We start from the raw sequence: 25,437 nt of genomic DNA, 5'->3' as shown, positions 1-25,437 counted from the left end.
CCGGGCCGGGGTATAGGGTGGCGCCATGACCCACCCGGTGCCGGAGAGCCTGCTGCGGCAGATCGTCGCGACCTACAACCCGCGGCGGGTGATCCTGTTCGGCAGCCATGCGCGGGGGGAAGCGGGGCCGGACAGCGATCTCGACCTGTTGGTGGTGCTGGACGACGACGCGCCGGAGGACCTCAGGCACTGGCGGAAGAAGGGCGAGGCGCGGCGAGGCTATCACGGCGCGGTCGATATTCTGACCTGCCGGGCATCGGTCCTGGAGGACCGCGCCCGCTTCCCCTGGTCTTTCGCTTCGACCGTCATGACGGAGGGCGTTACGGTCTATGAGCGATGAGCACAGGCTGCGCCGCCGGTCCGACGCCGCTGAATGGATCACCTTTGCGGAGCGGGATTATCGCGCGGCACGCCTCCTCCTCTCGGCCGTGCCGCCGCTCCTTGAAGCCGCAGCCTTTCATTGCCAGCAGGCGGCCGAGAAGCTCCTGAAGGCCTTTCTGGTGCTGGAAGGCAAGCCGACGCCCAAGCTGCACGACCTCGGGCAGTTGAGCACCCGGCTCGACCGGTACGGGCCAATACTCGCTGACATGGAGGAGGCGCTCGAAAGCCTCTCGCCCTGGGCCGTGACGGGCCGCTACCCGGACCTGGAGGAAGCTCAGCCGACCGAGGCCGAGATCCGCAACGCCTTCGACCTCCTCGACACCCTGATGGACCGGGTCCGGCAGGCAGCCACCGACCTCCCTTGACCCTCTCCGCCGATACCCGCCTCCTCCTCGGCATCGCCATCGGGCAGGCCATCGGCTGGGGCACCCTCTTCGCGGTCTTCCCGCTCTTCGGCGCGCCGATGGAGGCCGAACTCGGCTGGTCGCGCACCGAGATCAATGCCGGGCTGACCCTCGCCATCCTCGTCTCCGGCCTCGCCGCCGTGCCGGTCGGGCAGCATGTGGACCGGCATGGCGGGCGGCGGATGCTGGCCTGGGGCGGCTTCCTCGGCGCGGCCCTGCTGGCGCTGTGGTCCGTCGCCGAGAGCCGCGCGCTCTACTGGACGCTCTGGGCCGGCATGGGCCTGGCGCAGGCGGCCGCCCTCTGGGGCCCGGCCATGGCGGTGGTGGTGACCGCAGCGCGCGACCCGAACCGGACCATCACCGGCATCACCTTCATCACCGGCTTCACCGGCACGGTCTTCGTCCCGCTCGGCGCGGCGCTGATCGCGGCGCTCGGCTGGCGGCAGGCGCTGCTGGCGCTGGCCGCGCTGCAGCTCCTCCCCGGCCTGCTCGCGCTCTGGTTGCTGCCGCAGCCGCCGCCGCGCCTTCCCGGTGCCGCGCGCGCCTCCGCCAGCCTGCGGGACGCGGTGCGGCGCCCGGCCTTCCTCGGCCTCGCCGCCTGCTTCGCCGCGCATGCCTTCATCGGCGTCGGCCTCGGCGCCCATGCCATCCCGCTGCTGCGGGAGCGCGGGCTGCCCGAAGCCTCCGTGCTGCTCATCGTCGCGCTGCACGGCCCCTTCCAGGTGGCGGCCCGCTTCGCCCTCTTCGCCCTCGGCCGGCGCGTGACCATGCGCGGCGTCGGCCGGCTGGCGACGGCGCTGACGCCGGTCGGCATGCTGGTGCTCGCCCTGGCGCCGCCGCACCTCGCCTGGCTGGTGTTCTATGCGCTCTGCTGGGCGGTCGCCGACGGGCTGATGACCATCATCCGCGCCGCCGGCACCGCTGAGATCCTGGGACGGGAGGGCTATGGCGCCATCACCGGCGCGCTCAGCGTCGCCACCGTCCTGCCGCGCACCGCCGCGCCGGTGCTGATCGCCCTGATCTGGGAGAGTACCGGCAGCTACGGGCCGGTGCCCTGGCTGCTGGTCGGGCTGGGCTGCCTCGCCGTGGCGGCCTTCGCCGCCGCGGCCCGCGCGCGGCAGGGCCGCGCGCGGTAGGGCCGCGTCACGCCTCCCTTTGTCGTCCCATTGCGGCGCTCCGCCCGGGGGGCCTCACCAGCCACGGCCGTAATAGCCCCGCAGGTTGCCGCCGACCGAGACGCTCGGCGCCTCGCCGGCGAGGGGCGCCTGCGCCTCCGTCGCCACCGGCCGCGGCCGCGGGCCGGCGCAGGCGGCCAGGACCAGGCAGAGCAGCACGGCGCGCCTCATCGCAGTCGCGTATCCTCGCGCACGCTGCCGCCCACCGCGCCGCCGACATAGGGGCCGCTCGTCCCGCCGCCGGCGCAGGCCGCGAGCGCGAGGAGCAGCAGGAGGATGGCTGACCGCATCAGGTCGCCTCGTTCAGGTGGCAGGCGCTGCGATGCCCAGGCGCCACCTCTCGCAGCACCGGCCGCTCCAGGCGGCAGCGCGCGAAGGCATGCGGGCAGCGCGGGTGGAAATGGCAGCCGCCTGGCGGGTTCAGCGGCGAGGGGATCTCCCCCTTCACCCCGGCGAAGGCACGCTTGCGCACCTCGATCCGCGGCACCTCGGCCAGCAGGGCGCGGGTATAGGGATGGTTCGGCCGGCGGAAGACCGCCTCGGCGGACGCCTCCTCCACCACCCGGCCGAGATACATGATGACCACGCGGTCCGAGAGATGCTCGACCACGCCGAGGTCATGCGAGATGAAGAGATAGGTGAGGTCGAGTTCCCGCCGCAGCTTCATGAAGAGGTTCAGGATCTGCGCCTGGATCGAGACGTCGAGCGCCGCCACCGCTTCGTCACAGACCAGGAAATCCGGCTGCACCGCGAGCGCGCGGGCGATGCCGATGCGCTGCCGCTGGCCGCCGGAGAACTGGTGCGGGTAGCGCCGCTTGAGCGCGGGATCGAGCCCGGCGCGGCGAAGCTGCCCGTCCACATAGCCCTCGACCTCGCCGCGGCCGACCAGGCCATGGACCCGCGGCGCCTCGCCGACGATGTCCTGCACCCGGAGCCGCGGGTTGAGCGACGCATAGGGGTCCTGGAAGATCATCTGCGTGCGCAGCTTCGCCTCGCGCGCCTCGGCGCCCGAGAGGCTCCGCAGGTCGCGGCCCCGCCACAGCACGGCGCCATCGGAGGGTGGCATGATGCCGGCGACCATGCGGCCGAGCGTCGACTTGCCGCAGCCGCTCTCGCCGACCAGCCCGACCACCTCCCCCCTGCGGATGGCGAGGTCCACGCCATCAACGGCATGCACCACGTCCTGCCGCACCCGGACACCGAGCCGTCGCGCCAGCTTCGCCGCGACGTCGAGCCGGTCGGCGAAGCGCTTGGCGACGCCGCGCAGTTCGATGATCGGCGCCGCATCCTGCGCCGCGACGCGCGGCGGGGTCAGCACCTCGCTCATGCCGCCAGCGCCTCCCCATGCGGGTGGATGCAGCGTGCGAGGCGGCCCGGCAGGGGCTCGGCCATCGGCGGCGGCTCGGCGCAGCGGGCCTCGGCGCGCGGGCAGCGGGCGCGGAAGGCGCAGCCGGGCGGCAGGTTGAGCAGCGAGGGCGTCATGCCGGGGATCTGCCGCAGCGGCTCGCCCCGCCGGTTGCGGCTGGGCACGCTGCCGATGAGGCCGAGGGTATAGGGATGCAGCGGCGCGTCGAGCACCGGACCGACCGGCCCCTGCTCCACCACCTTGCCGGCATACATCACCGCGATGTCGTCGGCGAGGCCGGCCACCACCGTCAGGTCGTGGGTGATCCAGATCAGCGCCGTGCCGGATTCGGCGCAGAGCTTCTGCGCCTCGGCCAGGATCTGGCCCTGGATGGTGACGTCGAGCGCGGTGGTCGGCTCGTCCGCCACGATCAGGTCCGGCCGGTGCAGCAGGGCGATGGCGATGGCGACGCGCTGGCGCATGCCGCCGGAGAACTGGTGGGGATAGGCGCGCAGGCGTTCGTCGGGGGACGGGATGCCGACCTGGCCGAGCGCGTCGCGGGCACGCTGCCGTGCCTCCTCCCGGCTCACCCTGGCATGCGCCTGCACCGTTTCGATCATCTGGGTATCGATGCGGAGCACCGGGTTCAGCGTCATCATCGGGTCCTGGAAGATCATGGCGATGCGGTTGCCGCGCAGCTTCCGCATCGCCTCCTCCGGCAACCCGACCAGGTCCTGGCCCTGGAACAGGATCTGCCCGCCCGTGATCCGCCCGGGCGCATCCACCAGGCCGAGGATGGAGAAGCCGGTGACCGACTTGCCCGAGCCGCTCTCCCCCACCAGCCCCAGCACCCGGCCGCGGCCGAGGGTGAAGGAGACGTCGTCCACCGCCTTCACCACGCCGGCGCGGGTGAAGAAATGCGTGCGCAGGTTCCGCACCTGCAGCGTCGGCGGGCTCATCGCTTCAGCCTCGGGTTCAGCACGTCGCGGAGCTGGTCGCCGACCAGGTTGATGGCGACGATGGTCACCAGCAGCGCGACGCCCGGGTAGAAGCTGATCCAGTATTTGCCGCTCAGCATGTACTCGTAGCCATTGGCGATCAGCAGGCCGAGCGAGGGCTCGGTGATCGGCACGCCGAGGCCGAGGAAGGACAGCGTCGCCTCCAGCGCGATGGCGCGGGCGATCTGCATGGTGGCCACCACGATCAGCGGCGGCAGGCAATTGGGCAGCAAATGGCGGAAGATGATGCGGTGCGCCGGCAGGGCGAGGCATTGCGCCGCCTCGATGTATTCCCGCCGCCGCTCGACCAGCGCCGTGCCGCGCACCGTGCGCGCATAATAGGCCCATTCGACCACGACGATGGCGATGACCACGTTCAGCACGCCCTTGCCGAGGAAGGCGAGGATCATCAGCGCGGCGAGGATGGCGGGGAAGGAGAGCTGCAGGTCCACCAGCCGCATGATGGCCGCATCGGTCCGCCCGCCGGCGTAGGCCGCGAGCATGCCAAGCGAGGCGCCGACCGCGCAGGCGATCACCGCCGAGCCTGCGCCGACGAGCAGCGAGGTGCGCAGCCCGTAGAGGATGCCGGACAGCATGTCCCGCCCCTGGTCGTCGGTGCCGAGCCAATAGGTGATGCCGGAGCCGCCGATGCTCCCCGGCTCCAGCCGCCCGTCCATGATGTCGAGCTGGGCGAGGTCGTAGGGGTCCTGCGGCGCGATCCAGGGCGCGAGCGCCGCGACCAGCACGATGGCGGCGAAGGCCAGCAGCCCGAGGAGGGCGAGGCGAGATTCGGCGAATTCCGCAGCGAAGCGGCGGAAGGGCGTCTCCACCCGCGGCGCGACGGCGCCGGAGGCGACGCCGCTCATGCCCTGGCCTCCAGCCGGACGCGGGGATCGAGCAGCGAATAGGCGATGTCGACGACGAGGTTGATGGCGACGAACATCAGCACGATCACCATCAGATAGGCGACCATGACAGGGCGGTCGAGCAGGTTGATGCTGTCGATGATCAGCTTGCCCATGCCGGGCCAGGCGAAGACGCTCTCCGTCACGACCGAGAAGGCGATGGTCCCGCCGAATTCCAGCCCCACCACCGTCACCACCGGGATCAGGATGTTGCGGAGCACATGGACCAGCGTGATCCGCGCCGGGCTCAACCCCTTGGCGCGGGCGAACTTGACGAAGTCCATCAGCATCGTCTCCCGCACCCCGGCGCGGGTCAGGCGGACCACCAGGCTGATCTTGAAGAGCGAGAGGTTGAGCGCCGGCATGACCATATGCGCCAGGCCGTCGCGCGTCAGGAAGCTCCAGCGCATGCCGAGCACCGTCGCGGTCTCGCCCCGCCCCGTGCTCGGCAGCCAGCCGAGCTGGACGGCGAAGACCATGATCAGCATCAGCCCGACCCAGAAGGTCGGCAGGGAGAAGCCAAGGATGCTGCCCGCCATGATGCCCTTCGACAGCGCCGCGTTGGGCCGCAGCCCGGCATAGAGGCCGAGCGGCAGGCCGATCAGCAGCGCCGCGATGGTCGCGCCGATGGCGAGCTCGAGCGTCGCCGGCATGCGCTGCAGGATGAGCTGGAGGGCCGGCTCGTTGAAGACGAAGCTGCGGCCGAGGTCGCCCTTCAGCGCGTTGCCGAGGAAAACGAGGTATTGCTGCCAGAGCGGCAGGTCGAGGCCGAGCGCCCGGATCGCGCGCTCGCGCTCGATCTGGTCGGCCTCCGGGCTGATCAGGATCTCGACCGGGTCGCCGATCGCATAGACGCCGAGGAAGACCAGCAGCGACATGGCCAGCACCACGGCCGCCGCCTGGATCAGCCGGCGCAGCAGGAAGACGGTCATCGCACGGCGCCGGCGGCGGCCGGGCGGACATCCTGCGCACGGGTCAGCTCATCGGCCCGCGCCTCATGCGCCAGGCCGCGGCGCATCGCCCAAGCGTTCTTCTGGATGTGCAGCGGCAGGATGCCGACATCCTCGAAGACGAGGCGCGTCGCCTGCTGCAGCAGCGCCTCCCGCTTCGCATCGTCCAGCTCCCGCATCGCCGCGTCCAGGATGCCGTCCACCTCGGGGTTCGAGTAGCGGCCGCGGTTGGAGGCGCCGTAGCCCTTGTCCCGGTCCGGCGTCGCGGTCAGGTTGCGCAGCGGGTTGGACCCCTCGCCCGAAGAGGTGCCCCAGCCCTGCAGGAAGGCGGAGAATTCCTGTCGCCCCGCGCGGGCGACGAAGCTCGACCATGGGCTCGCCTCGACCGCCGTGCGCACGCCGAGCCGCGTCCACATCTGGCCGATCGCCTGGATGATGCGCGCATCGTTGGGGTAGCGGTCGTTCGGCCCGTGCAGGGTGATGCGGAAGCCCTTGTCGAATCCGGCCTCGGCCAGCAGGCGCCGCGCGCCCTCAGGGTCGGGACGCGGCGCGGCGAGGTCCGGCACCCAGGAGAAGCTGCCCTCCGGCAGGAACTGCCCGGCGGGGATGGCGGCGCCCTCCATCACCCGCTCCACGATGGCGCCGCGATCGATCGCCAGCGAGAGCGCCCGGCGCACCCGCTGATCCTTCAGGGGATTGCGCGCCAGCGGCTTGCCGTCGTTGTCCGTGACGAAGGGCGAGGCCTCCGCCCGCATATGGTCGAAGGCGAGATAGATGAGCCTGAGGCCGGTGATCTCCGACAGCGAGAGGCGCTGGTCGCCCCGCAGCTTCGCCAGGTCGCTCGTCGGCACCTGGTCGATGAAGTCCACGTCGCCCGCCAGCAGCGCCGCGGTGCGGGCGGCGTCGTTGGTGATCATCCGGTAGGTCACGCGCTGCCAGTGCGGCCGCGGGCCCCAGTAATCGTCGTTGCGCTCGAACTCGATCCGGTCGCCGTTGCGATGGCTGACCATGCGGAAGGGCCCGGTGCCGACCGCCATGGGGCCGGCATTGAAGCCCTCGGTCGTCGCGGCCGCATGCGTCTCGCGGTCGAGGATCATGATGCTGGCAAGGTCGGTCGGCATCAGCGGATAGGGCACCGCGGTCTTCAGCCGCAGCGTGTGGCTGTCGACGACCTGCACCTCCCGGATCGGGCGGGTGTAGATGGCGTAGCTGCTCGGCGAGTTCGGCACCTTCGGGACGCGGTCGAAGGTGAAGGCCACGTCCTCCGCGGTGAAGGCGCTGCCGTTGTGGAAGCGCACGCCCTGGCGCAGCCGGAACTCCCAGGTGGTCGCGTCCACCGCCCTCCAGCTCTCGGCCAGGTCGGGCACCACGCGCGCATGCGCATCCGTCGTCGTCAGGCCGCCGAAGATCATGTGCGCGACGGCGGTATTGGGCGAGAGCTGGTGGTAATGCGGGTCGAGCGAGGTGACCGGCGCGCCGACACCCATGGTCAGGCTCTGCGCCCACCCGGCCGATGCCCAGGCGAGCGACCATGCCAGCACCGCGGCGCCAGACGCCGCGCGAACGCTCCACCCCATGCCCGTCTCCCGCCGCCCGGCTCACCAGCATGTAGCAGCCCGGCCATGCCGGTTGAAGACGGCCGGACGCGGCGGCGCCGCGCGTCGGGGCCTCGCCGCCCCGGTCTTGCCCAAACCCGCGGCAATCGCTGCCATCGCGGCCGCCAGCGCCGCCAAACCGTCCCGCGCTTGTCCGGATGCCAGCAGTCCGGGCTATTGCCCGGCCGAGCAGATTACGCTGTCTCAGCGGCTCCAAGCCGGCGGCCTTTGCCCTAAGCTGGCGGCGAAGGAGTCCGCCGATGCGCCGAACCGCCCTTGCCGCCCTCCTGCTCGCGGGCCTTACGGGCCCCGCCCTCGCCCAGCGCGAGCCGGGCGCGCTCACCATCGGCATCGGCGGCGCCGTCACCTCGATCGATCCGCATTTCTACAACGCCGCGCCCAACAACAGCCTGGCGATGCACATCTTCGACCGGCTGGTGGAGCGCGACGCCCGGGCGCAGCCCTATCCCGGCCTTGCCGAGGGCTGGCGCACCCTGTCCGAGACCGTGTGGGAGTTCCGCCTGCGCCCGGGCGTCACCTGGCATGACGGCCGCGCCTTCACGGCGGAGGACGTCGCCTTCACCATCGCCCGCGCCCCCAATGTTCCGGGCAGCCCGGGCGGCTTCGGCGGCTTCGTCCGCGCCATCGAGACGGTCGAGATCGTCGATCCGCTCACCATCCGCTTCCACACCGCGCGGCCGCATCCGCTGCTGCCGACCGAGCTCGCCTCCGTCGCCATCGTCTCGAAGCATGCCGGCGAGGGCGCCGCGACCGAGGACTACAACAGCGGCAAGGCGGCGATCGGCACCGGCCCCTACCGCATGACCGCCTATCGCCCCGGCGACCGGACGGAGCTGGCGCGCAACGAGGCCTGGTTCCGCGGGCCGGAGCCCTGGGCGCGGGTGACCTACCGCTTCATCGGCAATGACGGCGCGCGCACCGCGGCACTGCTCGCCGGCGATGTCGACATCATCGACCAGGTGCCCTCGACCGACCTCGCGCGGCTCAGGCGTGACGGCAGGGTCACGGTCGCGGAGGTGCAGGGGCTGCGGCTGATCTACCTGGTCATGGACCATTCCCGCACGAGGGAGGTGCCCTTCGTCAGCGACAACGACGGGAAGCCCTTGCCGGCCAACCCCTTCCTCGATCTCCGCGTGCGGCGCGCCCTCTCCATGGCCATCAACCGCGCGGCGCTGACGGAGCGGGTGATGGAGGGCACGGCGCAGCCCGCCGGGCAATGGCTGGTGCCCGGCACCTTCGGCTACAACCCGGAGGTGACGCCGCCCGCCTTCGACCCGGAAGGCGCGAAGCGGCTGCTGGCCGAGGCGGGCTACCCCCAGGGCTTCCGCATGACCCTGCACACCCCGAACGACCGCTACCCGAACGACGCCAAGGCGGCGCAGGCCGTCGCGCAGATGTTCACCCGCATCGGCATCCGGACGGAGGTGGAGGCGGCGCCCTGGGCCAGCTTCTCCCTCCGCTCGAGCCGGCAGGACTACGCCATCCGGCTCAGCGGCTGGGGCAGCGTGACGGGCGAGGCGAGCTACACCCTGGTCAATATCCTCAGCAGCTTCGACCGGGAGAAGCGGACGGGCGCGAGCAATGTCGGGCGCTATTCGAATCCGGAGCTCGATGCGCTGACCGCGCGCGCCGCGGCGACCATCGACGACGCGCAGCGGGAGGCGCTGCTGCGCGAGGCGGTGAAGCTCGCCATGGACGACGTCGCCATCATCCCGATGTTCCAGCTCGTCAATACCTGGGCGCTGCGGAAGGGGCTGCGCTACGAGGCGCGGATGGACGAGCGCACGACGGCCATGGCGGTGCGGCCGGAGCGCTAGGCCCTAGCGGAGCCCCTACTCCTCCGGATCCGCCGGCGCGACCGGCAGGATGGAGGTCTCCCGCACCGTGGCGATGGTCAGCAGCGTCTCCACGCGCTGCACGCCCGGCAGGGTGCGCAGCTCCTCGTTGAGGAAGGTGTCGAGCGCCGCGAGGTCCGGCAGGCGCAGCTTCAGCAGGTAGGTCCAGGCGCCGGTCACGGCGTGGCATTCCAGCACCGCCTCCTGCCGCCGGATCGCCTTGCGGAAACCCGCGTCGTCGCGCCCGGGCGCGACGGAGGCCAGCACATGCACCAGCAGCGGGCAGCCCACCTGCACGGGGTCGAGGTCCGCGCGCCAGCCGCGGATGACGCCCCTCTCCTCCAGCCGCTTCACCCGCTCCGCCGTGGCGGAGACGGAAAGCCCCGCGACCTTCGCCAGTTCCGCCAGGCCCGCGCTGCCGTCGAGCTGCAGGGCAACGGTCAGGTTGCGGTCGATCTCGTCCATGGCGGGAGCTTATGCGCCCCCGCGCCGCTTGTGAACGGAAGGATTTTCGTGCGGAGACGAATCGGAGCCTGCCCGGGCCGGCCCGGGGCACCGCCCCGGACCGGCCCGCGTCAGACGTAGTGCTCGGCCAGCGGCCGGAAGCCATTGAAGGACTGGCTGGCGTAGCTCGTCACATAGGCGCCGGTCGCCAGCAGCTCGACCCGGTCGCCGCAGTCGAGGGCCAGCGGCAGCCGGTAGTTGCTCTTCTCGTAGAGCGTGTCCGTGCTGTCGCAGGTCGGGCCGGCGATGGTCACCGGGCCGTCCACGCCGCCGTCATGCGGGGTGCGGAAGGCGTACTTGATCGCCTCGCCCTCGGTCTCCGCCAGGCCGCCGAAGCGCCCGATGTCGAGATAGACCCAGCGCACCGGATCGTCCTTGCCCTTGCGGGAGACCAGCACGACCTCGGCGCTGACCACGCCGGCATCGCCGACGATGAAGCGGCCCGGCTCGATCACCATCTCGGGCAGCGCATTGCCGAAATGCTGCGCCATGGCGCCCATGATGGCGGCGCCGAAATCGTCGATCTCCGGCACCTCGGCGCGGTAGCGCACGGGATAGCCGCCGCCGAGGTTGACCATGCGCAGGTTGACGCCGGCCTCCTTCAGGTCGGTGAAGAGCATGGCGACGCGGCCGATCGCGGCCTCGTAGGCGGCGGTCCGGGTCTGCTGGCTGCCGACATGGAAGGAGATGCCATAGGGATCGAGGCCGAGCTCGCCCGCCCGCAGCATCAGCTCCTTCGCCATCTCGACCTCGCAGCCGAACTTGCGCGACAGCGGCCATTCCGCGCCGTCATTGCCGACCAGGATGCGGCAATAGACGCGCGCGCCCGGGGCGCTGCGGGCGAGCTTCATCAGCTCGGCCTCGGAATCGAAGGCATACATGCGCACGCCGGCCTCGAAGGCCGTGCGGATCGCCCGCTCCTTCTTGACGGTGTTGCCGAAGGAGATGGCCTCCGGCCGCGCGCCGGCGGCGAGGCAGGCCTGCACCTCCTCGAGGCTCGCGGCATCGAAGGAGGAGCCGAGGCCGACCAGGCGCTCAAGGATCGGGGCGGCCGGGTTCGCCTTCACGGCGTAGTAGACGCGGGCGAGCGGCATGGCCGCCATCAGCCGGCGGTAATTCTGCTCCACGCGGTCCACGTCGAGGACGAGGCACGGGGTAGCCGGCGCGACGTCGCGCAGATAGGCGGCGACCTTCGGGGTCATGCCACAGCCTCCTTACACGAGTTGTAAGGACCGCGCCCGAGCAACGGGAACGGCGGCCCCAAGTTGACGAAACGGTCGAACGAACCAGCGACCAAGTGAGCCGCCCGGACTTCTCCGGGCGGGGTTGCCAGAACGCTTGACGTCGTTGCGTAAACCTTGCGCCGCGGTGATCCGGTACTTGGCGCCGTTGTGGAGGAGCGCCGGGATTCCGTGGGCCTGGGGCCAGAGGCACGTGCGTACTGCGTCTGGAGCCGCATATAGGCCCCACCCCCAGGCATGAAAAGCGAAAAATGCCGGGGGCGGCAGATTTTTTTCCCGCAACCCTCACGGAGCGCCGGAAACTCCCCCGGAACCCTTGTGAGCCTCCGGCGGAAACCCCGGCCGGGACCCGAATCGGCCGTTAAGCCTCCGGCCAGGGTGTCGCCGGCCGGTCGCCCGCCGGCACGGTTCCCGGCGACGCTTCGCCGTCGCGGCAGGCCACCTGGAGGCCCGGCCGATGGGCCGGCAACGCCGATCCTGTGGCTCAGCCGAACATGTCGCGGGTGATGCTGGCGTACCAGGCATCGGCGTAGAGCGCCTCGAGCCGCCGCTGCTCCGGCAGGTCGCCGCGCGGCGAGACGCCGCCCGAGCCCGGCACCTCGACGAAGCCGTCCGGGCCGGGGCGGTAGATGCCGACGATGCTGATCCCGTAACCCTCGCCGACATGGGAGTAGCAGGTGTTGAAGTAGACGCCCTCCGGCGGCGGCTCCCCGCGCAGCGCCGCGGCCGCGCTGGCCACCGCCTGCTTCGCCGTGTTGTTGGCGACGAAGCCGGATTTCGGCATGGGCGCGCCGCTATTGGCATCGCCGATGATGTGGATGTCGGGCGCGAGCTTCGAGGCGAAGCTCCGCGGATCGACCTCCGCCCAGCCGGCCGGGGCGAGACCGGCCTCGATCACGATGCGTGCCGCCGACTGCGGCGGGATGACGTTGCCGACATCGACGCGGTGCCGCTCGCCGAACTCGGTCTCGAAGACCTTGGCACCCGGATCGACGCGCGCCACCTTGCCGTCCCTGCTCGCCGGCACCCATTCGACCATGGCGCCGTAGAGCTGCTTCCAGCCGTCCTGGAACAGCCCCTGCTTGCTGAAGGCGTCCTTGGCGTCGAGCGCGAGCACCTTGGAGCGCGGCTTGTGACGCTTGAGATAGGCCGCGATCATGCTGATCCGCTCATAGGGACCGGGCGGGCAGCGGAAGGGGTTGTCGGGGATCGAGAGCCCGACCACGCCGCCATCCTCCATGGCCTCGAGCTGCCGACGCAGCAGCAGGATCTGGCTGCCATCTTCCGGCACCCAGGCATGCGGGAAGACCTGCGCCGCGGCCTCGTCATAGCCCGGCAGGGCGCCGTAGCGGAGCGCGATGCCGGGCGAGAGGATCAGCTTGTCGTAGCCGAGCGTCGCGCCGCCGCGCAGCCGGACGCGCTTCGCCGCCGCGTCGATCCCCTCGGCCCAGTCCTGGACCATGCGCACGCCCGCGGCGCGCAGCCCGTCATAGGTGAAGGTGATGTCGCCGATCTGCCGGGTGCCGGCCAGCAGCAGGTTGCCATAGGGGCAGGTGACGAAGCGGGCCTGCGGCTCGACCAGCGTCACCTCCAGGTCCGGGTAGTGCGTGCGGGCGAAGCGGGCGGCGGTGGCGCCGCCGAAGCCGCCGCCGATGACCAGCAGCCGGGCCTGCGCCTGCGCGCGGGAGAGGGCCGGGGCGGCGAGCAGGGCGCCGAGCGCGGCGCGGCGGGTGAGGGCCATGGCGCGCCGCCTCACCGGACCGCCGCGAACCAAGCGGAGACCGAATCGATCTCCGCCTCGGTATAGCCGCGGGCGATGCGGTTCATGATGGTGGCCGGGCGCCGGTCGGCCCGGTAGTCGCGCAGGATCGCGGCCAGTTCCGGCGCCTCCCGCCCGGCGAGGCGGGGGATGGCGCCCATGCCGGTCCCGTCCGGGCCGTGGCAGCCGAGGCAGCCCTGGGCGGCGAGCGGCGCCGGGCCGGCGGCCTGGGCCAGGGGCATGGCGGGAAGGCCCGCGGCCAGGACGGCCGCGGCGAGCAGGCGGGATGGTGGCATGGCGGACGCTCTCCCCCGAGGACCGGTGCGGCGAAGGCCCGGCCCCTTCGTCACCGGTCCAGGAGATACGCCGGCAAGCCCTGAGCGCCAGCCCCCGCGACGCGCAAACCGGCGCGTGGAGGGCCGGATTGCGGGTCGGGCGGGCCGGTCCAGGGCATTGCCCTGGACGTCCGCCGCGCCGCTCAACGCCCGGGTCATCGGAACGCCAAGCACCCGCGCGGGCCGCTTCAGCGTCTCACCACTCGACGCTCCGGCCTTGCTCAGTTCCGCCCGATGACGCCCCGGTGCAGCGGGCTCGAGGGATCGGCCGCGTATTGCCGCGGCATGCGGCCGGCGAGCCAGGCCAGCCGCCCCGCCTCGACCGCCGCCTTCATGGCGCGCGCCATCCGCACCGGATCCTGCGCATGCGCGATGGCGCTGTTCATCAGCACCGCGTCGCAGCCAAGCTCCATGGCGATCGCCGCATCGCTCGCCGTGCCGACGCCGGCATCGACCAGCACCGGCACCTTGGCATTCTCGATGATCGCCCGGATCATCACCGGGTTCTGGATGCCGAGGCCGCTGCCGATCGGCGCGCCGAGCGGCATGACCGCGACCGCGCCCATCTCCTCCAGCCGCTTGGCGGCGATCGGGTCGTCGCTGCAGTAGACCATGACCTGGAAGCCGTCCTTCAGCAGCGCCTCCAGCGCCTCGAAGGTCGCCCGCATGTCGGGGTAGAGGAAGGGCGGCGGCCCCAGGACCTCGAGCTTGACCAGGTTCCAGCCGCCGGCCTCCCGCGCCAGCCGCAGGGTGCGCACCGCGTCCTGAGCGGTGAAGCAGCCGGCGGTATTGGGCAGGTAGGTGTAGCGCTTCGGGTCCACGTAATCCTGCAGCATCGGCGCCTTCGGGTCGCCGAGATTGACCCGCCGCACCGCGACGGTGACGATCTCGGCGCCGGAGGCCTCGATCGCCCGCCCGGTTTCCTCGAGGTCCTTATAGCGCCCGGTGCCGACGATGAGGCGGGAGCGGAAGCGCAGGCCGGCGACCTCCCAGGAATCGTCCTGGTGGGTCGCCTGGGTCGGGATGCCATCCATGGCTCAGCCTCCGCCGATGAAATGCACGATCTCCAGCCGGTCGCCGGCCGCGAGGGCGGTGGCGGCATAGGTGGAGCGGGGGACGATCTCGAGGTTCCGCTCGACCGCGACCTTGCGCATGTCGAGCCCAATCTGCGCCAGCAGGTCGGCGATGGTGGCCGGGCCGGGAAGCTGCCGCGGCTCGCCGTTGACGGTGATGGTGATCGTCGCCTCCATGGGGCGGAAGATGGCGGCCCGCGGCCCCCGGGGCAAGGCGCTGCGCCCCGCACCCGGCGCATCCCCGCCTGCGCCCCGGTCATCGCACCACTGTGGTTACGCCCTGGGCAGACCTGCCGCTTGCGGCACGAAATCGCCCCGTGCTAGCCCCCCTCCCCTCACCCGACAGGACAGCCTGCCGTGACCCCGCCGCTCATCGCCGTCCTGAACGGCCCGAACCTCAATCTGCTCGGTACCCGCGAGCCGGAGAAGTACGGCCATGCGACGCTCGACGACGTCGAGGCGCTCTGCGCCGAGACGGCGGAGGATCTCGGCCTCGCCATCGACTTCCGCCAGACCAATGGCGAGGGCGAGCTGGTGACCTGGGTGCAGGAATGCCGGGGCCGGGCGGCCGGGATCATCATCAACCCCGCCGGCTATACCACCACCTCCATCGCCCTGCTCGACGCGCTGCTCGCGGTCGGGCTGCCGGTGATCGAGGTGCATATCACCAACATCCATCGCCGGGAGGAATTCCGGCACCACAGCTATGTGTCGAAGGCGGCCACCGGCGTCATCGCCGGCCTCGGCGTGCAGGGCTATGCCCTGGCGCTGCAGGCCATGGCGGGGCTGGTGGCGCCCGAGGACCCGGACGACGCAGAATGAGCAACGGCATCCAGTTCGACCCGGCGGCGATCCGCGCCCTGGCGCAGATCCTGAAGGACACGGACCTGACGGAAATCGAGCTGGTCGAGAAGGACAGCCGCATCCGGGTGGCGCGCAGCATCCCTGCCCCGGCCGCGCCGGCGGCGGTGCAGATGGCCTGGCCGGGCGGCATGATGGCGCCGCCCGCCGCCCCGGCCCCGGTGGCGGCCGCGCCGGCGGTGCCCTCGGCGGCCGAGGAGGCGATGGACCTCGCCAAGCATCCGGGCCTCGTCGCCTCCCCCATGGTCGGCGTCGCCTATCTCTCGCCCGAGCCGGGGCAGCCGGCCTTCGTCACGCTCGGTGCCAAGGTGGCGCAGGGCCAGACGCTGCTACTGGTCGAGGCGATGAAGACCTTCAACCAGATCAAGGCGCCCAAGGCCGGCACCGTCACCCGCATCCTGATCGAGTCCGGCACGCCCGTGGAATACGGCGAGCCGTTGATGATCGTGGAGTAAGGGCGCGTGCGCATAGGCAAGGTGCTGATCGCCAATCGCGGCGAGATCGCGCTGCGCATCCACCGCGCCTGCCAGGAGATGGGCATCCGCACCGTCGCGGTGCACTCCACCGCCGATGCCGCGGCGATGCATGTGCGGCTGGCCGATGAGAGCGTCTGCATCGGTCCCCCCGCGGCGCGCGAGAGCTATCTCAACGTCGCCGCCATCCTCTCGGCGGCCGCGATCACCGGTGCGGATGCGGTGCATCCCGGCTACGGCTTCCTTTCGGAGAACGCCAATTTCGCCGAGATGGTGGAGGCGCATGGCCTCGCCTTCATCGGCCCCTCGCCCGACCATATCCGCATGATGGGCGACAAGATCGCCGCCAAGGATGCGATGCGCCGGCTCGGCGTGCCGCTCGTCCCCGGCAGCCGCGGCGCGCTCGCCTCGGTCGAGGAGGCGCGCGCGGTCGCGGCCGAGGTGAAGTACCCCGTGCTCATTAAGGCCGCGGCCGGCGGCGGCGGCCGCGGCATGAAGGTGGCGCGGTCGGAAGATGAGCTGGAGGAGGCCTGGCGCGTCGCCCGCACCGAGGCCAAGGCCGCCTTCGGCAATGACGAGGTCTATCTCGAGAAGTATCTCGACCGTCCCCGGCACATCGAGTTGCAGGTGCTGGCCGATACCCATGGCCAGGTCGTGCATTTCGGGGAGCGCGACTGCTCCCTGCAGCGCCGCCATCAGAAGCTGGTGGAGGAGGCCGGCTCGCCCATCCTGAGCGCGGCGGAGCGCGATGCGCTCGGCGCGCAGGTGACGCGGGCGCTGCGCGAACTCGGCTACCGCAATGCCGGCACGCTGGAATTCCTCTGGCAGGACGGGCAGTTCGCCTTCATCGAGATGAACACCCGCCTGCAGGTCGAGCATCCCGTGACCGAGATGATCTGCGGCATCGACCTGGTGAAGGAGCAGCTCCGCGTCGCCGCCGGCGAGCGGCTGGGCTACGACCAGTCCGACATCCGCTTCCACGGCCATGCCATCGAGTGCCGGATCACCGCCGAGGACCCCGACAGCTTCGCGCCCTCCCCCGGCCGGGTGACGACCTACCACGCGCCGGGCGGGCTCGGCGTGCGCGTTGACAGCGCGCTCTATTCCGGTTACGCGGTGCCGCCGCACTACGACAGCCTGATCGCCAAGCTGGTGGTGCATGGCGCGACGCGGGCCGAGGCCATTGCGCGCCTGCGCCGGAGCCTCGCCGAGATGGTGGTGGACGGGATCAGCACCACGCTGCCGCTGCACCGCGCCATCATGGAGGACCCGGAATTCCAGGCCGGCGACTACACGATCCACTGGCTGGAGAGGTTCGTCGCGCGCCGCACGGCGGGCGGCTGAGGCGTGCCGGTGACCGAAGGGCCGGATGGCCCGGAGGTCTGAATCGGCTCGCCCGACATACGAGGCGGCGCGGCTCCCGCAGGCCCGGCGGGTCGGCCCGGCTCCCCCCACCGTTAGTAGGATGGGCCGCGTATCGCGTGGCAGGCGCTTGCCGGGGTGGCTATACTCCGGGCCATGTCCAGCCACAGCATCGCCGAGGCGAAGGAGCGCGTCCCGGGGCTGATCGACCGGCCCCTGCAGGGCGAGCCGGTGGCGATCGCGCGGGATGGGGCGCTGTCGCGCCGGGTGGCGGCGGACGGGACCGCAGGGCGGCGGCGGACCCTCGTCGTTCCTGCGGGGCCTCCCGGCATCGACGCCGCCGCGGTTGGCCGCCGGATGCGGGATGAGGACTGAGGTGGACGCGTATCCCGGCGCCGGTGTCCCGGCGTCGCTGCCCATGGCCGACGCAAGCGCCGGACACGGCCCTCGCTTCCTGGCACGATCACGCCCGGTCCTGCCCGCAAGCGACCGGGCCGAATCCGGGTCCGCGGCGGCAAGCCGCCCCGGCGTCGTGCCGGTGACCGCCGCCCACGCCCTTGCCGTCCCGGTCGCCGCCGCATGAGCCGCCGGCAGATCGACATCGCCCCGGACCTCATGCTCCGCGCCTATCGCGCGGGCCTCTTCCCCATGGCCGAGAGCCGTCGGGGCGACCGGCTCTACTGGCTCGACCCGGAGCGGCGGGGGGTCATCCCGCTCGATCACGGCTTCCACCTGCCCAAGCGCCTGCTGCGCACCGTGCTCTCCGGCGGCTTCGAGGTGACGGCGGATGCCGATTTCGCCGCCGCCATCGCTGGCTGCGCCGCCCCCGCCCCGGGCCGCGAGGACACCTGGATCAACCCGGAGATCGAGTACCTCTTCCTCTCCCTCCACCGCCAGGGCCATGCCCATTCGGTCGAGGTCTGGCAGGACGGCGCCCTGGTCGGCGGGCTGTACGGCGTCGTCCTCGGCGGCGCCTTCTTCGGGGAGAGCATGTTCAGCCGCGCCCGCGACGCCTCCAAGGTCGCGCTCGTCCACCTCGTCGCGCGGCTCCGCCTCGGCGGCTTCACCCTGCTCGACAGCCAGTTCCTGACCGAGCACCTCTCCCAGTTCGGCGCCCACGAGATCCCGCGCGCCGAATACAAGCGCCGCCTCGCCCAGGCGGTGCTCTCCCAGGCCACCTGGCTGGCCGCCCCGGACCCAGCCGCGCTGGAAGCCGAGATCCGCGCCCTGCGCGGGAGCCCGGACGCCGCGTGACCACCCCCGAGGATGGCCTGGCGCCGCCGCCCGTGCGGCGCAAGCGCGTGCAGGGCGGCGCGGCGACGGCCGATGTCGTGCTCTCCGCCCATGCCGGCGGCAATGCCGAGCTCTTCCCGCGCATTCTCGCCCTGCACGTGCCCGATGGCGCCACCATCGCCGACGTCACCTATGGCCAGGGCGTCTTCTGGAGGCAGGTCCCGCCCGACCGCTACCGCCTGCTCGCCTCCGACCTCTCGACCGGCACCGATTGCCGCGCCCTGCCCCATGCCGATGGCGCGATCGACGCCCTGGTGCTCGACCCGCCCTACATGGAGGGCCTGCTGCGGCCCAAGGCGGAGACCCGCGGCGGCCAGGGCAGCCATGCGGCGCTGCGGACCTTCTACGACGCCGGCGGCGGGCGGGAGGGTCCGGGCGGCGGCCGCTGGCACCAGGCGGTGCTGGACCTCTACCTGGATGCGGCGCGGGAGGCCCGGCGCGTGCTGCGCGACCACGGCATCCTCATCGTCAAGTGCCAGGACGAGGTGAGCGCCAACCGGCAGGAACTCACCCATGTCCAGATCGTCACCGGCTTGGCGGCGATGGGCTTCTATGCCCGCGACCTCTTCGTCCTGATGCGGCCCAACCGGCCCGGCATCGCCCGCCTGCTGCGGCAGGTGCATGCCCGCAAGAACCACAGCTACTTCCTGGTCTTCCAGAAGGTGCCCGAGGGCGGCGAGGTCGCCCGCTACCGCACCCGCGACCTGCCGCAGCGCGGCTGACGGGCCGGCCGGCGACGCCGCGGGGCGCGATCGGCCCCGCCCACCGGAGCCAGACTTCCAGGCCGACCACGCCCTTGCCGATGCGGCCCACCGACGCCAGACCGACGGGCCCTGGCCCGCGGCGCCCGCCCGGGCCGCACCCCTGCCCTGTGCGCCGTCACGCTTCCGCCAGCCCCGGATCGGGACTAGACACCCCGACCCGCCGCCCTCCCCCCGGAGCCCCTCATGTCCGACCGCATCTCCCTGCCCAAGGACCGCATCAAGGTCCTGCTGCTCGAGGGGATCTCCGACAGCGCCGTCGAGCTGCTGGACGGCGCCGGCTACCGCAACGTCACCCGCCTCAAGACCGCGCTCGATGGCCCGGCGCTCGCCGAGGCCCTGCAGGGCGTCCACCTCCTCGGCATCCGCTCCCGCTCGCAGATCAAGGGGCCGGCCCTGGCGGCCGCCGACCGGCTGATCACGGTGGGCTGCTTCTGCATCGGCACCAACCAGGTCGACCTCGACACCACCCGCACCCGCGGCATCCCGGTCTTCAACGCCCCCTTCTCCAACACCCGCAGCGTGGCGGAGCTGGTGATGGGCGAGATCGTCATGCTGCTGCGCGGCATCCCCGACCGCTCCCGCTCCGCCCATGACGGCGGCTGGGACAAGTCGGCCGAGGGCAGCTACGAGGTGCGCGGCCGCACCCTCGGCATCGTCGGCTACGGCAATATCGGCAGCCAGCTCTCGGTCCTCGCCGAGGCCTTCGGCATGCGGGTGATCTACTACGACCACACCACCAAGCTGCCGCACGGCAATGCCCGCCCCTGCGCGAGCCTGCCCGAGCTGCTGGCCGAGGCCGACATCGTCACACTGCACGTGCCGGAGACGCCGGAGACCATCGGCATGATCGGCGCGGCCGAGATCCGCGCCATGAAGCGCGGCAGCATCCTGATCAACAATGCCCGCGGCACGCTGGTCGACCTCGACGCCACGGCCGATGCGCTGAAGTCCCGCCACCTGCTGGGCTTCGCCGCCGACGTCTTCCCCGAGGAGCCCGCGAAGAATGGCGAGCGCTTCGCCTCCCCGGTCCAGCACCTGCCCAACGTCATCCTGACCCCGCATATCGGCGGCAGCACGCAGGAGGCACAGTCGCGCATCGGCCAGGAGGTCGCGCGAAAGCTGATCGAGTACAGCGATACCGGCGCGACGATGGGCGCGGTGAACTTCCCGCAGGTGCAGCTCCCGCCCCGGCCGACCGGTGCGCGCTGGACCCATATCCACCGCGACGCGCCCGGCATCCTCTCCCGCATCAACGAGGCCTTCGGCCGGCGCGGGCTCAACATCGCGGCGCAGTACTACCAGACCTATGGCGAGCTCGGTTACGTCGTGGTCGAGAGCGTCGAGGCGCGCGCCGAGGCGGAGGCGATCCTGGGCGAGTTGCGGGCGCTGCCGGGGACCGTGCGGGCGCGGCTGATCTACGAGCGGGAGTAGCGCCGGGGCTGCGGAGCCGAAGCATCGGCGGGGCGCTGCCCCTCCGGACCACCCCGCCAGGGGCCGCTTCCTGCCGGGGAGGGGGCGAGGCGGAGGGCCGGCGAAGGTTTTTGCCTGCCCGGCAGGAAGGTGGCGCAGCCGATGCCGGTTGCATCGGCAAGCCGCCTGACGCACCCGGCGCGGAAAAGGCCCGCCGGACCGACCCGATACCCCGTCCCCGGCAGACCCCGGGTCTCTGGAACCCGGAATTTTGGAATTGAGGGCCGCGCATCGCGCGGTTTCGGACAAAGCCCCCGGGGAAATGTGACCGAACCTGGGCGGCAGGCTGCCAAGGGGCGCGCCGCACGGTTTCGGACAAAGGTCCCGACCGGATCGTGGCGGACCCATGGCGGGCGCCGCGCAGCCAGGAAGGGGACGGGGCGGAAGGCCCGGCGGATCGGACGAGAATGGGCACTGCGGCGCGCCTGTCTCCATCGCCGGCCTCCTCACCGGAGGAGAGAACATATCAGGAACGCAGCGGAGGCTTCAAGTGCCCCGGCGGGCTCCGGGATCATTGCGCGCGGGATGGGAGATGGAATGATGCGGCGGGCGGGCGGCCCGAAGCCCCGGACCGGCCACGCCCTGCCGCAGCGGGTCAGGCCGCCTCGGCGGCCTCGGCGTCGCGGCGCTCCCGCCGCAGGGCGTCCCTGGCGTGGCGGCGGGCGAGGCCCTGCAGCCGGGCCAAGTCGGCGGCCGGCAGCTCGAAGGCCTCGAGCGCGGCGTAGCAGCGATGCGTCTCCGTCATCGCGGCGAAGAAGCCGCGGAGGTCGCCATGGCAGCGGCAATGCGCGGCGGCGGCCTCGGCGGCCTCGTATTCCGCGAAGGCGGCGCGGAAGGCTTCGTGCCGGCTGGGATCGCCCTTCAACCGGAAGGGGCCGCGGCGCGGCCACTCCAGGCGCAGCGGCTCCGGCGCGGCCGGATCGCGGGGGGCAAGGAAGAAATCGGCGGGCAGCCGCGGCAGGGCCAGCGGCCGGATGCCAGGCATCAAGGACATGCGTCGTTCCATCCCAGTCGCTCACTTGTGGCGTGCAGCGTCGTCACTCGGGCGTCCGGGGGGAACCGCCCGATGTCTGTCACATTAGCCCATTCCCGGGCGGCTGGGGAGCGGGTCACCGCTGATTTCGGGTGCGGTCCGGCAGAAATTGCGCGCATCGCGTGTGGCGGTGCAGCATGGGTGTTGCGGCAGGCGGACCGTTCCGGGGGTGCAGCGGCAGCGGCCTGTGGATGGCGGGGTGGAAGGCTTTGGCCGGCGCAGGCCGCGAGGCGGGCGGAGGCGCGGACGTTGCGGTGCGCGGCGAGGTCCCTGGCGCACATGGAAAACGCCAAAGCGGTGGAATTTCGTCACGGCGGAAGCGTCCGGGTTGCATCGCCTCACGCGGAGGTGACACCGGACCGGGGTCAGGGCCGGTCCGTCGGAACCAGGCGGGAGGGCGGGCGGAAGGTCAGGCCCTCATAGAGATCGGCGAGCGGGAGGGTGATGCCGAGGGCGGGGATGGGGACGACCGCCTCCAGCCCGGCATGCGGGGCGGAGGTCCAGTGCCCGTCCTCTCCCCGGCTGTGCAGGCGGAGGCGGGGCTGGTCCGGGTCGATCAGCAGGATGTGCCGGAGGCCGGGGACGGTGCGGTACTCCTCGAGCTTCTCCGTCTGGTCGAAGAGCGCTGTCGAGGGCGAGAAGACCTCGGCGACCAGGGTCGGCGCGGTCGCGGTGCGGGAGGTCTCCTCGAAGCGGCCGCAATCGACGGCGGCGTCGGGATAGCGGATATTGCCGTTGGGGATGCGGATGGCGGTATCGCTGGTGCCGGTGCGGCAGGGCGAGCCGCGGAGGCGGCCCTCCAGGGTGAACAGCAGCCGCATGACGACGCGGTCATGCCGCTGGGTGGCGCCGACCATGGCGCGGGGTTCGCCATCGACCAGTTCGAAGCGCGCCTCCTGGCGCTCGAGCCAGGCGAAGAAGCTTGCTTCCGACCAGCGGATGTCGGCCGGAGCCGTCACGGCAGACCTCCTCGCTGTCCTCGCCTTCCGTGGCAAGCCTAGCATCCGCCTATGTCCCGCTCCATGTCGCAACATGTCGTTGGCCGAGGATAGCGGAGCCAAGCCGCATCGCAAAAGAAACGAGTGCGGTGCGCCATCATGCGGCAGACCATTCACGCCGTCGAAGCTTCGGGACCCGCCTGACCCGCGCCGCCCATGGTCGGCGGCCGGCCCCTTCCCTCCGCCTCCCCCATCCCCTACAACCCGGCCCCTCGCCACGCCGCGCCCTCCGGGCCGCGGCGTGCGCCCGCTCATTCACGCCACAGCACCGGACAGGCAGCCCACCCATGGCAAAGATGCAGGCCAACCAGATGCGTGCCGGCATGGTCATCGAGTTCGAAGGCCAGCGCTACACCATCCTCAAGCAGAACATCATGATCCCGGGCAAGGGCGCCGCCGTCATCCAGGTGGAGATGCGCAACGTCAAGAGCGGCGCCAAGAAGGACCAGCGCTGGCGCACCGCCGATACGGTGGAGCGGCTGGAGACGGCGGACGAGGAGTTCACCTTCTCCTATGCCGAGGGCGAGCAGCTCGTCCTGATGCATCCCGAGACCTTCGAGCAGACGCATGTCTCGAAGGACATCCTCGGCGACCGCCTGCCCTTCCTGGTCGAGGGCATGACCGTCCAGGTCCGGCTGATCGAGGGCGAGCCGGTGGCGATGTCCCTGCCGGAGAGCGTGGTGCTCGAGGTGACGGAGGCCGACCCGGTCGTGAAGGGCCAGACCGCCTCCTCCTCCTACAAGCCGGCCATCCTCTCGAACGGCGTGAAGACCATGGTCCCGCCCTTCGTCACCGCGGGCGACAAGATCGTGGTGAAGACCGAGGATGCGAGCTACGTCGAGCGGGCGAAGTAGGGCACGCCAGCCAGCCTGACCGGGGCGGGCCCGGCCCGGCCCCCTCCCCCGCGGCGCGGGCCGCCGGGCGACGTGCGCCGCGGGTGCCGCGCGGCGCGCCTGCCACCCGCCGTCCCGCCCCGCGCGTTGTCCGCGGACCGCCCTGCCCCATCCATCGCCGCCGGGATCCCCATGGCCCCCTCTCCCCGCCTCTCCCCCGCCCTCAACGTCGTGGTCGCCGCCGTCCAGAAGGCCGGCCGCCGCCTGCTGCGCGACTTCGGCGAGGTCGAGCAGCTCCAGGTCTCGGTGAAGGGGCCGGGCGACTTCGTCTCCGCCGCCGACATCCGGGCGGAGGAGACGCTGCGCGCCGAACTCTCCCGCGCCCGGCCGAACTTCGCCTTCCTGATGGAGGAGAGCGGCAGCCACGGCGCGGATGACTGGGAGTGGCGCTGGGTGGTCGATCCGCTCGACGGCACGAGCAATTTCCTGCACGGCATCCCGCACTGGTGCGTCTCGGTCGGCATCGAGAAGCGGCTCGACGCGGAGCGGACGGAGCTCGTCGCCGGCGTCATCTACAACCCCGCCGGCGACGAGATGTTCTGGGCGGAGAAGGGCGTCGGCGCCTTCCTCAACGACCGGCGGCTGCGCGTCTCCGGCCGCAAGGACCTCAAGGAAGCGCTCTTCGCCACCGGCATCCCCTTCGCCGGCGTGCCGCGCAAGGCGGAGTTCAGCCAGACCCTGGCGCGCATCATGCCGCAGGTGGCCGGCGTGCGCCGCTTCGGCTCGGCCGCGCTCGACCTCGCCTGGACCGCGGCCGGCCGCTACGACGGCTACTGGGAGCTCGGCATCAAGAAGTGGGACATGGCGGCCGGCCTCGTCCTGGTGCGGGAGGCCGGCGGCTTCGTCACCGACCCCGAGGGCGGCGACCCCTATGCCGAGGGCAATGTCGTCGCCGGCAACCAGGCGCTGCATGGCAAGCTGCGCGAATTCGTGCAGGAGGGCATCGCCGCTGCCTCCGCCGCCCGCGCCCGCGGCACTGCCGAGGCGCCGCCCGCGGCGTCCTGACCCGCGCCCCGGGCCGCGCGTCAGCGCATTGTATTTTTAACGAATTCACGCCCCCGGGCGTTTCCGCGCCGCGCCGATCTGCTCTAGGGTGAGGCGGCACGGGGACCCGGGGCGGGACCCGCCCCTTGTCCAACCCGTGCGGGGATGCCCTGGCCCGGCCGGGCGAGGAACGGGGATCGAGTCCAGCGTGTCGCTCCGCCTGCCCCTCCGGATGGCCCTGCTGGCCGGCGCGCTCCTGCTGGCCGGCCCCTCCGTCGCCGAGACCGATCCCGCGCCGGAGACGGAAGCCATCCCGGCCGAGCCCGCCCCCGCCCCGCCCATGCCGGCCGACCTCGGCGCCCGTCCGGATCCCGCGCCGGCGCCGCCGGCCATGGCAGCCGCGCGGCCCATCGCCCTGCCGCCGGGGATGGAGGCGCTGCCGGACGGCGCCTGGCGGCTCCGCTTCGGCCTGGGCGTGGCGGCGCCGCCCGGCGCCGCCGGCCCGGTGCTGGCCGAGCTTGGCCATCGCCTGGCCGCGGTGCCGGAGGGGCGGGTGGTGCTGCTCGCCCAGGCCAGCGGCCCGGCCGATGTCTCGACCGCCAGGCGGCTCAGCCTCGCGCGCGGCCTCGCGGTGAAGGAGGCGCTGGTCGCCGGCGGGCTGCCGCCGACCCGGATCGACATCCGCCCGATGGGCCGGACGGAGGAGGCGCTGGATGCCGTCGACGTCCAGCCGCCGGGCCTGCGCCGGGCCGCGCCGTGACGCATCCGGGCCAGCGCAGGAGCCT

The 25,437-nt window shown here is 72.1% G+C and carries 29 protein-coding genes; 14 read left to right on the top strand and 15 right to left on the bottom strand.

What is annotated here, in order from left to right:
* Positions 1 to 25 precede the first annotated feature (25 nt).
* Genes Q7A36_RS14865 through Q7A36_RS14855 form a run of 3 tightly spaced genes read left to right on the top strand, consistent with a single transcriptional unit; the run spans position 26 to position 1,921 of the window.
* Positions 26 to 340, top strand: a complete 315-nt coding sequence (locus Q7A36_RS14865) for a nucleotidyltransferase family protein (protein WP_305104498.1) — start codon at positions 26 to 28, stop codon at positions 338 to 340.
* Entirely contained in the window at positions 330 to 746 is a 417-nt protein-coding gene (locus Q7A36_RS14860) for a HEPN domain-containing protein (protein ID WP_305104497.1), read from the top strand. Before Q7A36_RS14865 ends, Q7A36_RS14860 begins: the two co-directional genes overlap by 11 nt.
* Positions 743 to 1,921: an MFS transporter gene (locus Q7A36_RS14855; RefSeq protein WP_305104496.1), complete on the top strand. Its 1,179-nt coding sequence runs from the start codon at positions 743 to 745 to the stop codon at positions 1,919 to 1,921. The genes Q7A36_RS14860 and Q7A36_RS14855 overlap by 4 nt, the downstream gene beginning before the upstream one ends.
* A 54-nt stretch (positions 1,922 to 1,975) precedes the next feature.
* Here Q7A36_RS14855 and Q7A36_RS14850 read toward each other — a convergent pair whose 3' ends face one another.
* Genes Q7A36_RS14850 through Q7A36_RS14820 form a run of 7 tightly spaced genes read right to left on the bottom strand, consistent with a single transcriptional unit; the run spans position 1,976 to position 7,735 of the window.
* Complete coding sequence (locus Q7A36_RS14850) at positions 1,976 to 2,131, bottom strand: hypothetical protein (RefSeq protein WP_305104495.1); 156 nt, start codon at positions 2,129 to 2,131, stop codon at positions 1,976 to 1,978.
* Complete coding sequence (locus Q7A36_RS14845; protein WP_305104494.1) at positions 2,128 to 2,250, bottom strand: hypothetical protein; 123 nt, start codon at positions 2,248 to 2,250, stop codon at positions 2,128 to 2,130. The genes Q7A36_RS14850 and Q7A36_RS14845 overlap by 4 nt, the downstream gene beginning before the upstream one ends.
* Positions 2,250 to 3,287, bottom strand: coding sequence for an ABC transporter ATP-binding protein (locus tag Q7A36_RS14840; protein WP_305104493.1), 1,038 nt, complete (start codon positions 3,285 to 3,287; stop codon positions 2,250 to 2,252). Before Q7A36_RS14840 ends, Q7A36_RS14845 begins: the two co-directional genes overlap by 1 nt.
* Entirely contained in the window at positions 3,284 to 4,264 is a 981-nt protein-coding gene (locus Q7A36_RS14835) for an ABC transporter ATP-binding protein (RefSeq protein WP_305104492.1), read from the bottom strand. Before Q7A36_RS14835 ends, Q7A36_RS14840 begins: the two co-directional genes overlap by 4 nt.
* On the bottom strand, positions 4,261 to 5,169 hold the full coding sequence (locus Q7A36_RS14830; RefSeq protein WP_305104491.1) for an ABC transporter permease: 909 nt from the start codon (positions 5,167 to 5,169) through the stop codon (positions 4,261 to 4,263). Before Q7A36_RS14830 ends, Q7A36_RS14835 begins: the two co-directional genes overlap by 4 nt.
* Complete coding sequence (locus Q7A36_RS14825) at positions 5,166 to 6,140, bottom strand: ABC transporter permease (protein WP_305104490.1); 975 nt, start codon at positions 6,138 to 6,140, stop codon at positions 5,166 to 5,168. The genes Q7A36_RS14830 and Q7A36_RS14825 overlap by 4 nt, the downstream gene beginning before the upstream one ends.
* A complete protein-coding gene (locus Q7A36_RS14820; protein ID WP_305104489.1) occupies positions 6,137 to 7,735 on the bottom strand; it encodes an ABC transporter substrate-binding protein in 1,599 nt (532 codons plus the stop codon). The genes Q7A36_RS14825 and Q7A36_RS14820 overlap by 4 nt, the downstream gene beginning before the upstream one ends.
* Before the next feature lie 278 nt (positions 7,736 to 8,013).
* Here Q7A36_RS14820 and Q7A36_RS14815 point away from each other — a divergent pair, with 278 nt between their 5' ends.
* Positions 8,014 to 9,591: an ABC transporter substrate-binding protein gene (locus Q7A36_RS14815; protein ID WP_305104488.1), complete on the top strand. Its 1,578-nt coding sequence runs from the start codon at positions 8,014 to 8,016 to the stop codon at positions 9,589 to 9,591.
* A 15-nt stretch (positions 9,592 to 9,606) separates the two neighbouring features.
* Here Q7A36_RS14815 and Q7A36_RS14810 read toward each other — a convergent pair whose 3' ends face one another.
* The 6 genes from Q7A36_RS14810 to thiS all read right to left on the bottom strand — a co-directional run bounded on the left by Q7A36_RS14810 (position 9,607) and on the right by thiS (position 14,734).
* Positions 9,607 to 10,074: an Lrp/AsnC family transcriptional regulator gene (locus tag Q7A36_RS14810; RefSeq protein WP_305104487.1), complete on the bottom strand. Its 468-nt coding sequence runs from the start codon at positions 10,072 to 10,074 to the stop codon at positions 9,607 to 9,609.
* 110 nt (positions 10,075 to 10,184) lie between these two features.
* Positions 10,185 to 11,315 carry a type III PLP-dependent enzyme gene (locus Q7A36_RS14805; RefSeq protein ID WP_305104486.1) on the bottom strand — a complete coding sequence of 377 codons (1,131 nt, stop codon included), beginning with the start codon at positions 11,313 to 11,315 and terminating at the stop codon, positions 10,185 to 10,187.
* A gap of 523 nt (positions 11,316 to 11,838) precedes the next feature.
* On the bottom strand, positions 11,839 to 13,095 hold the full coding sequence (locus tag Q7A36_RS14800) for an NAD(P)/FAD-dependent oxidoreductase (RefSeq protein WP_305104485.1): 1,257 nt from the start codon (positions 13,093 to 13,095) through the stop codon (positions 11,839 to 11,841).
* 11 nt (positions 13,096 to 13,106) lie between these two features.
* Entirely contained in the window at positions 13,107 to 13,409 is a 303-nt protein-coding gene (locus Q7A36_RS14795) for a c-type cytochrome (RefSeq protein WP_305104484.1), read from the bottom strand.
* Positions 13,410 to 13,669: 260 nt separating this feature from the next.
* Positions 13,670 to 14,482 (bottom strand): thiazole synthase, encoded by an 813-nt coding sequence (locus Q7A36_RS14790; RefSeq protein ID WP_456306799.1) that lies wholly within the window; start codon positions 14,480 to 14,482, stop codon positions 13,670 to 13,672.
* 3 nt (positions 14,483 to 14,485) lie between these two features.
* Positions 14,486 to 14,734, bottom strand: a complete 249-nt coding sequence (gene thiS, locus Q7A36_RS42085) for a sulfur carrier protein ThiS (RefSeq protein WP_456306798.1) — start codon at positions 14,732 to 14,734, stop codon at positions 14,486 to 14,488.
* A 144-nt stretch (positions 14,735 to 14,878) separates the two neighbouring features.
* On the opposite strand from thiS, the gene aroQ reads away from it, so the two are divergent.
* The 7 genes from aroQ to serA all read left to right on the top strand — a co-directional run bounded on the left by aroQ (position 14,879) and on the right by serA (position 20,705).
* A complete protein-coding gene (gene aroQ, locus Q7A36_RS14785) occupies positions 14,879 to 15,343 on the top strand; it encodes a type II 3-dehydroquinate dehydratase (RefSeq protein ID WP_305104483.1) in 465 nt (154 codons plus the stop codon).
* The gene (gene accB / locus Q7A36_RS14780) at positions 15,340 to 15,837 is read left to right on the top strand and encodes an acetyl-CoA carboxylase biotin carboxyl carrier protein (RefSeq protein ID WP_305104482.1); all 498 of its coding nucleotides are present in this window, start codon (positions 15,340 to 15,342) and stop codon (positions 15,835 to 15,837) included. Before aroQ ends, accB begins: the two co-directional genes overlap by 4 nt.
* A 6-nt stretch (positions 15,838 to 15,843) precedes the next feature.
* Positions 15,844 to 17,199, top strand: a complete 1,356-nt coding sequence (accC, locus tag Q7A36_RS14775; RefSeq protein ID WP_305104481.1) for an acetyl-CoA carboxylase biotin carboxylase subunit — start codon at positions 15,844 to 15,846, stop codon at positions 17,197 to 17,199.
* Between the two features lie 174 nt (positions 17,200 to 17,373).
* A complete protein-coding gene (locus Q7A36_RS14770; RefSeq protein WP_305104480.1) occupies positions 17,374 to 17,592 on the top strand; it encodes a hypothetical protein in 219 nt (72 codons plus the stop codon).
* A 204-nt stretch (positions 17,593 to 17,796) separates the two neighbouring features.
* Positions 17,797 to 18,471, top strand: coding sequence for a leucyl/phenylalanyl-tRNA--protein transferase (gene aat, locus Q7A36_RS14765; protein WP_305104479.1), 675 nt, complete (start codon positions 17,797 to 17,799; stop codon positions 18,469 to 18,471).
* Positions 18,468 to 19,232 (top strand): TRM11 family methyltransferase, encoded by a 765-nt coding sequence (locus tag Q7A36_RS14760; RefSeq protein ID WP_305104478.1) that lies wholly within the window; start codon positions 18,468 to 18,470, stop codon positions 19,230 to 19,232. Before aat ends, Q7A36_RS14760 begins: the two co-directional genes overlap by 4 nt.
* Before the next feature lie 225 nt (positions 19,233 to 19,457).
* Entirely contained in the window at positions 19,458 to 20,705 is a 1,248-nt protein-coding gene (gene serA, locus Q7A36_RS14755; protein ID WP_305104477.1) for a phosphoglycerate dehydrogenase, read from the top strand.
* A gap of 634 nt (positions 20,706 to 21,339) precedes the next feature.
* Here the strand turns inward: serA and Q7A36_RS14750 are convergent.
* Positions 21,340 to 21,738: a hypothetical protein gene (locus tag Q7A36_RS14750; RefSeq protein WP_305104476.1), complete on the bottom strand. Its 399-nt coding sequence runs from the start codon at positions 21,736 to 21,738 to the stop codon at positions 21,340 to 21,342.
* A gap of 404 nt (positions 21,739 to 22,142) precedes the next feature.
* Positions 22,143 to 22,736, bottom strand: a complete 594-nt coding sequence (locus Q7A36_RS14745) for a Uma2 family endonuclease (protein WP_305104475.1) — start codon at positions 22,734 to 22,736, stop codon at positions 22,143 to 22,145.
* 326 nt (positions 22,737 to 23,062) lie between these two features.
* Between Q7A36_RS14745 and efp the strand changes: the two genes are divergently transcribed.
* The 3 genes from efp (at position 23,063) to Q7A36_RS14730 (ending at position 25,412) form a co-directional block, all read left to right on the top strand.
* Positions 23,063 to 23,629 carry an elongation factor P gene (gene efp / locus Q7A36_RS14740; protein ID WP_305104474.1) on the top strand — a complete coding sequence of 189 codons (567 nt, stop codon included), beginning with the start codon at positions 23,063 to 23,065 and terminating at the stop codon, positions 23,627 to 23,629.
* Between the two features lie 171 nt (positions 23,630 to 23,800).
* Positions 23,801 to 24,673 (top strand): inositol monophosphatase family protein, encoded by an 873-nt coding sequence (locus Q7A36_RS14735; protein WP_305104473.1) that lies wholly within the window; start codon positions 23,801 to 23,803, stop codon positions 24,671 to 24,673.
* 187 nt (positions 24,674 to 24,860) lie between these two features.
* Positions 24,861 to 25,412 carry an OmpA family protein gene (locus tag Q7A36_RS14730; RefSeq protein WP_305104472.1) on the top strand — a complete coding sequence of 184 codons (552 nt, stop codon included), beginning with the start codon at positions 24,861 to 24,863 and terminating at the stop codon, positions 25,410 to 25,412.
* The last annotated feature ends 25 nt before the right edge of the window (positions 25,413 to 25,437 follow it).

It is taken from the genome of Paracraurococcus lichenis, assembly GCF_030657435.1.
Lineage (GTDB): Bacteria > Pseudomonadota > Alphaproteobacteria > Acetobacterales > Acetobacteraceae > Paracraurococcus > Paracraurococcus lichenis.
Note: the sequence above shows the minus strand (reverse complement) of the source record. Positions and strands in the feature narration are given on the sequence as shown.

Coding starts and splice junctions, on each gene's coding strand:
- Q7A36_RS14835 (WP_305104492.1), bottom strand. CDS start 4,264: ATGAGCCCGCCGACGCTGCAGGTGCGGAACCTGCGCACGCATTTCTTC.
- Q7A36_RS14795 (WP_305104484.1), bottom strand. CDS start 13,409: ATGCCACCATCCCGCCTGCTCGCCGCGGCCGTCCTGGCCGCGGGCCTT.
- accB (WP_305104482.1), top strand. CDS start 15,340: ATGAGCAACGGCATCCAGTTCGACCCGGCGGCGATCCGCGCCCTGGCG.
- Q7A36_RS14800 (WP_305104485.1), bottom strand. CDS start 13,095: ATGGCCCTCACCCGCCGCGCCGCGCTCGGCGCCCTGCTCGCCGCCCCG.
- Q7A36_RS14750 (WP_305104476.1), bottom strand. CDS start 21,738: ATGTCCTTGATGCCTGGCATCCGGCCGCTGGCCCTGCCGCGGCTGCCC.
- Q7A36_RS14770 (WP_305104480.1), top strand. CDS start 17,374: ATGTCCAGCCACAGCATCGCCGAGGCGAAGGAGCGCGTCCCGGGGCTG.
- Q7A36_RS14840 (WP_305104493.1), bottom strand. CDS start 3,287: ATGAGCGAGGTGCTGACCCCGCCGCGCGTCGCGGCGCAGGATGCGGCG.
- Q7A36_RS14820 (WP_305104489.1), bottom strand. CDS start 7,735: ATGGGGTGGAGCGTTCGCGCGGCGTCTGGCGCCGCGGTGCTGGCATGG.
- Q7A36_RS14845 (WP_305104494.1), bottom strand. CDS start 2,250: ATGCGGTCAGCCATCCTCCTGCTGCTCCTCGCGCTCGCGGCCTGCGCC.
- Q7A36_RS14825 (WP_305104490.1), bottom strand. CDS start 6,140: ATGACCGTCTTCCTGCTGCGCCGGCTGATCCAGGCGGCGGCCGTGGTG.
- Q7A36_RS14860 (WP_305104497.1), top strand. CDS start 330: ATGAGCGATGAGCACAGGCTGCGCCGCCGGTCCGACGCCGCTGAATGG.
- aat (WP_305104479.1), top strand. CDS start 17,797: ATGAGCCGCCGGCAGATCGACATCGCCCCGGACCTCATGCTCCGCGCC.
- efp (WP_305104474.1), top strand. CDS start 23,063: ATGGCAAAGATGCAGGCCAACCAGATGCGTGCCGGCATGGTCATCGAG.
- serA (WP_305104477.1), top strand. CDS start 19,458: ATGTCCGACCGCATCTCCCTGCCCAAGGACCGCATCAAGGTCCTGCTG.
- Q7A36_RS14865 (WP_305104498.1), top strand. CDS start 26: ATGACCCACCCGGTGCCGGAGAGCCTGCTGCGGCAGATCGTCGCGACC.
- Q7A36_RS14815 (WP_305104488.1), top strand. CDS start 8,014: ATGCGCCGAACCGCCCTTGCCGCCCTCCTGCTCGCGGGCCTTACGGGC.
- Q7A36_RS14810 (WP_305104487.1), bottom strand. CDS start 10,074: ATGGACGAGATCGACCGCAACCTGACCGTTGCCCTGCAGCTCGACGGC.
- Q7A36_RS14805 (WP_305104486.1), bottom strand. CDS start 11,315: ATGACCCCGAAGGTCGCCGCCTATCTGCGCGACGTCGCGCCGGCTACC.
- Q7A36_RS14790 (WP_456306799.1), bottom strand. CDS start 14,482: ATGGATGGCATCCCGACCCAGGCGACCCACCAGGACGATTCCTGGGAG.
- Q7A36_RS14735 (WP_305104473.1), top strand. CDS start 23,801: ATGGCCCCCTCTCCCCGCCTCTCCCCCGCCCTCAACGTCGTGGTCGCC.
- Q7A36_RS14830 (WP_305104491.1), bottom strand. CDS start 5,169: ATGAGCGGCGTCGCCTCCGGCGCCGTCGCGCCGCGGGTGGAGACGCCC.
- Q7A36_RS14850 (WP_305104495.1), bottom strand. CDS start 2,131: ATGAGGCGCGCCGTGCTGCTCTGCCTGGTCCTGGCCGCCTGCGCCGGC.